The following is a 2,742-nucleotide window of genomic DNA, read 5'->3' on the forward strand; positions in this document are numbered from 1 at the left end:
ATTACAATCATTGCGCACAAAAATGACAACTGAAGCACTTAATAAAGAATTTTTGGAAGCTGTTGAAAAGGTAAACGATTATACAGACCCTTTTCCGGCGGATTTATTGTTACGATTGTATGCCTATTATAAAAGAGCAAACGAAAATCAAGAAGACCCTAACAGTAAAAAACCTCTTATCAATGCGTTCAAAGCCAATGCCCTTTTTCAAACTAAAGGAATGACACCTGACGAAGCAAAAAAAGCCTATATAGAAGTTGTGAATACTTATTTTCTCTACGGTAAATAATTCTATTTTTTCTTGAATTTTAAAGGAAGATACACCACTTTTTTAGTTTCAAAAAAAGATTCTTCAAAAAAATCAGTCAGCAAAATCGTCTGTGCTTTAGGAAACCCCTTTAATTCCTCTGACAAGTCTCCTCCTTTTAAATATAAAATTCCATTTTGTAGCTTATGACTACTTTTTTTCGCGATTTTACCGTCTACCCAATTTACAAAAGTAGGCATCGCAGCAACAGCACGACTTATAATAAAATCATAAGTTCCCTGAATATTTTCAACCCTTTCGTTAGTGGTTTCAACATTTTGAAGATTTAAGCCTTCCACCACCTCGTTTACAACTTTAATTTTTTTTCCAATAGAATCTACCAAGTGAAAGTTTGTTTCGGGATATAAAATAGCCAAAGGAATTCCTGGAAAACCACCACCAGTACCAACATCCAGGATTTGAGCTTGGGGGATAAATTCCTGCACTTTCGCTATTGCTAAAGAATGTAATACGTGCCTAAGATAGAGCTCATCAATATCTTTTCTTGAAACCACATTAATTTTTAAATTCCAATCTTTATACAACTCAGAGAGTTTTGAAAACTGCTCTAGTTGTTGTGATGTTAAATCAGGGAAGTACTTAATTATCAGCTCCATAATCTATTTTAAGCCTGTAAAATTAATCAATTAAATTCTAATTTTTTGCCAATCGGGTAATGAAGACTTGATTTTATATTTATATTTGTCGATATTATTATTACATTTAATACGTTATTTCCAAAAATTACACAATGAATACACCCACAATCCGCTTCTCCAGAAAAGATCCTGCAAATTTTTTCAGAACCTTAAATGCCCGAGTAAATGATTATTTCAAAGAAAAAAAACTAAAAAAAACTGGTAACTGGAAACTCCACTTGAAAACAATTACCATGTTTGTACTATTTTTAACCCCTTACTTTTTATTACTTACTTTAAACCTGCCAGGTTGGGCGCAACTATTGCTTACTATTGTGATGGGGGTTGGTATGGCCGGTGTAGGTATGAATGTAATGCACGATGGTAATCACGGTTCCTATTCTTCCAAAAAATGGGTCAATAAATTTATGGGAAGTACTATTTTTATTCTTGCCGGAAATGTTTATAACTGGCAGGTTCAACACAATGTACTCCATCATACGTATACAAATATTCACGGTCACGATGAAGATATGGAAGCCGGAAGAATTCTAAGGTTCAGTAGGCATTCAGAATGGAAACCTTTTCATAAATTTCAACATTATTATTCAGTATTTTTGTATGGACTTTTAACCTTTAACTGGGCGCTAACAACAGATTTCAAACAAACCCGCGCCTATTTAAAAAGAAAACTGTCTTATGGCGAGTTTCCAAATCCCGTTAAACAATGGAGCATACTGGTGATTACAAAATTGATTTATCTTTCTATTTGGATTTTGATTCCAATCTTGGTTTCTATAGTTTGGTGGAAAGTACTTTTGGGTTTTTTTATTATGCATTATGTAGCTGGTGTAATTTTAAGCGTTGTATTTCAACTTGCGCATATGGTTGAAGAAGCTCATATGCCATTACCAGATGAAACCGGGACTATGAAAAATACCTGGGCAATACACCAATTGTACACAACGGTGAATTTTTCAACAAAAAACCGAATTGTAAACTGGTTTACAGGTGGTTTGAATCATCAAGTAGAACACCATATTTTTCCCAATATCAGTCATGTGCACTACACTAAAATTTCAAAAATTGTAAAAGAAACTGCCAAAGAATTTAATTTACCTTACAACGAATATAAAACTACACGTAAAGCCATCATTTCTCATTTCAACCATTTAAGGGAAATGGGAAGCAAACCGGTTTTAAGTGCTTAATTAGTAGAACCAGTATTTTTTTATGGAAAAACTTCTATCCGACAGAGTTAATGCCATGGCAACCTCGGCTACATTGGCTATGGCTGCAAAAGCTCGCGAATTAAAAAGTCAGGGAAAAGATATAATCGGGTTGAGTTTAGGTGAACCCGACTTTACTATTCCGGAATTTATAAAAGACGCAGCAGTAAAAGCAATCAGAGATGATGTGCATGCATACCCACCTGTTGACGGATATGCTGAGTTAAAAAATGCGATTATCACCAAATTTAAAAGGGACAATAATTTAAGCTATGGGCCTTCACAAATTGTTGTTTCAACCGGTGCAAAACAATCATTGGCAAATATTACAATGGTAATGCTCAATCCGGGTGATGAAGTGATTTTACCCGCCCCCTACTGGGTTAGTTACAGGGATTTGGTGAAACTGGCTGAAGGTGTACCGGTGGAGATTCCCACGACGATAAAAACCAATTTTAAAATCACACCTCAACAACTGGAAGCTGCCATAACACCAAAAACTAAACTGATTATGTACAGCTCGCCATGCAATCCCAGTGGTTCTGTATACAATAAAGAAGAATTGAGA

The 2,742-nt window shown here is 34.9% G+C and carries 4 protein-coding genes; 3 read left to right on the forward strand and 1 reads right to left on the reverse strand.

Annotated features, from left to right (window positions below):
- The coding region (locus AACY61_RS11860; RefSeq protein WP_339611789.1) for an acyl-CoA-binding protein at positions 1 to 289 on the forward strand (289 nt) is incomplete at its 5' end.
- A 2-nt stretch (positions 290 to 291) separates the two neighbouring features.
- Here the strand turns inward: AACY61_RS11860 and rsmG are convergent.
- Complete coding sequence (gene rsmG, locus AACY61_RS11865; RefSeq protein WP_339611791.1) at positions 292 to 924, reverse strand: 16S rRNA (guanine(527)-N(7))-methyltransferase RsmG; 633 nt, start codon at positions 922 to 924, stop codon at positions 292 to 294.
- A 134-nt stretch (positions 925 to 1,058) separates the two neighbouring features.
- Between rsmG and AACY61_RS11870 the strand changes: the two genes are divergently transcribed.
- Both AACY61_RS11870 and AACY61_RS11875 read left to right on the forward strand, forming a co-directional pair.
- Complete coding sequence (locus AACY61_RS11870) at positions 1,059 to 2,156, forward strand: acyl-CoA desaturase (protein ID WP_339611792.1); 1,098 nt, start codon at positions 1,059 to 1,061, stop codon at positions 2,154 to 2,156.
- Between the two features lie 22 nt (positions 2,157 to 2,178).
- On the forward strand, positions 2,179 to 2,742 hold a 564-nt coding region (locus AACY61_RS11875), incomplete at its 3' end, for an aminotransferase class I/II-fold pyridoxal phosphate-dependent enzyme (protein WP_339611793.1).

Source organism: uncultured Planktosalinus sp., assembly GCF_963973675.1.
Taxonomy (GTDB): Bacteria; Bacteroidota; Bacteroidia; order Flavobacteriales; family Flavobacteriaceae; genus Planktosalinus.

Excerpts from the sequence above, each read along its gene's own strand:
- rsmG (WP_339611791.1), bottom strand. The coding sequence starts at position 924 with ATGGAGCTGATAATTAAGTACTTCCCTGATTTAACATCACAACAACTA.
- AACY61_RS11870 (WP_339611792.1), top strand. The coding sequence starts at position 1,059 with ATGAATACACCCACAATCCGCTTCTCCAGAAAAGATCCTGCAAATTTT.